The organism is Knoellia subterranea KCTC 19937 (assembly GCF_000768685.1).
Classification (GTDB): Bacteria; Actinomycetota; Actinomycetes; order Actinomycetales; family Dermatophilaceae; genus Knoellia; species Knoellia subterranea.
In genome coordinates this window covers 1-1,856 of sequence record NZ_AVPK01000023.1, presented here as the reverse complement: position 1 = coordinate 1,856, position 1,856 = coordinate 1, and the positions used below count along the sequence as shown (strand labels likewise).

The window sequence follows — 1,856 nt, the reverse complement described above, 5'->3', positions numbered from 1 at the left end:
GGTCAACACCGAACCCAAACTCCGCGACTGACATACGGTCACGCGGCTCGGTCCACTCGGTCCGACCGGGTCAGGACCCCCGCGTCACGGGCACGCTGATTGCGGGAAAGCCCGCGTGACGCACCTGTACCGAAGCCACTCCGTCGGGGATCGCGGGGTACGCGATCGTGCGCGGCTGCGGGGCCGAGTCGACAGCGGCCACGTCGGTGCACAAGCAGACGATGTCACCGCGGGTGTTGGTGAACGTCAGCGGTTCGTAGACCTTCTTGCCAGTCGGATCGACAATCTTGGGTTGGTTCTCCCACGAGTTGTCCCCCTGCGCGACGAGCGTGCCTGGCTCGCGGTCGGTGTACCAGAAGGTCAGTACCGTGCTCCCAGCGGTCACCCGGACGTCTCCGACGTTGAGGGTGGCAGCCGTCGCGCCCACCTTTCCTTGAGCGCTGCCCTTGACGGTCGGCAGGGTCGCCTTGAGAACGACCGCGCTCTGGTCGGTGCCCTCGACAGCGGTCGAGGACGAACTGGAACCGGATGTGCTCGGTGATTGCTCCTCTGGTGAGTCGTCACCGGTGCAGCCCGCGACGCCAACCATGACGGCAGCAGAGAGGCCCAAGGCCAGAATGGTTCGTCGAGCCGTCATTTCACTGTCCTCCCACGGTGATCGTCACACGCCGGTTCTTCGCCTTGCCGGCATCGGTCTTGTTCGACGCGATCGGCTCGGTCTCACCCTTGCCCTCGGAGGTGATGGTGTAGCCGCCGCCAAGCGCCTTTCCGAGTGCTGCTGCCACGGCCGCGGCGCGCTGCTTCGACAGGGTGAGGTTGTACGCGTCGGCCGCGTCGGAGTCGGCGTGGCCGGTGACCTTGAGAGCCTTGGCCCCCTCGAGCTTCTTGATCTCCGCGGCCGCCGCGGCGATGGCGCCCTGAGCCTTGGCGGTGAGCGTGGCCGAGTCCTTGGCGAAGAGCACGTCGGCGGCGAGGGACACGGAGTCCTGGGTCGTCGTCACCGACTGCTCGAGGTTGGAGATGCGGGACACCAGGGGATAAAAGGCTGGCTCGAGGGGCTTGGCCGCCGCGAGGGCCTCGCTGGGGATTTCCGGCCAGCCCATACCGACGACGATCGGGCCGTCCTGCTCCTTCGCCAGCGGCTCGAGCGGACCATCCTCGACCGGCACACCCGAGACGACCTGTTCGCCGACCGAAACGTCGACCGTCGTGACGTCGGGCGGCAGAGGCGCCACGCCCGACCACTGAACCAGCGCCTGGCCAGGCTGGAGCTTGAGCAGGTCGTTCCCCTGCGAGCAGACACACGGGTCGCCGATTCCGGGCGGAGCAAGTGGGCGGTAGGCCTTGAGGCCGACCCCGTCGATGAGGGCCACGTCGCCCTCCTTGGGTCCGACCCGGGACTGGTAGAAGGCGGTCGTATCGGCACCGAGAAAACCCTCACCGGTCTGGGTGCTGGTGTTGCCCTCCGGCTTGGCCACTGACCAGTAGACGATCGTGGCGTTGCTCAGCCGGCGAACACCGTGGATGGTCAGGACGCCGGGCGCCCCCTTCGGCTGGGTGCCACCGGTGAGCACCTGCCCCTTGATGGGGACCTCGATCTCATCCGACGGAGCGGCACCCGCAGTGCCCAGAACGAGTGCCGCGGCTGCGACCGCGGTCATGACGGCACGCGTGTTCGCGCCAAGTGCTCGCATGGTTTCCTCCCCGCCCGGCAGCACTGGCGCCACTCGGGTTCTTGGTCGACTGCCCTTCCACCCTAGGTCACGCTCGACGGGGCGCGCACATTCACGAATCGGATCGGGACAGAGGCAGGGCCGGGTGGTGGGCCTGGGTGGTGGGTCTGGAGGTTGGGTCCG

At 67.8% G+C, this 1,856-nt stretch carries 2 protein-coding genes; both read right to left on the bottom strand.

Annotated features, from left to right (window positions below):
• Positions 1 to 70: 70 nt before the first annotated feature.
• Entirely contained in the window at positions 71 to 637 is a 567-nt protein-coding gene (locus N803_RS17140; protein WP_035907571.1) for a hypothetical protein, read from the bottom strand.
• A gap of 1 nt (position 638) precedes the next feature.
• On the bottom strand, positions 639 to 1,661 hold the full coding sequence (locus N803_RS17770) for an OmpA family protein (protein WP_169743119.1): 1,023 nt from the start codon (positions 1,659 to 1,661) through the stop codon (positions 639 to 641).
• Between the last annotated feature and the right edge of the window lie 195 nt (positions 1,662 to 1,856).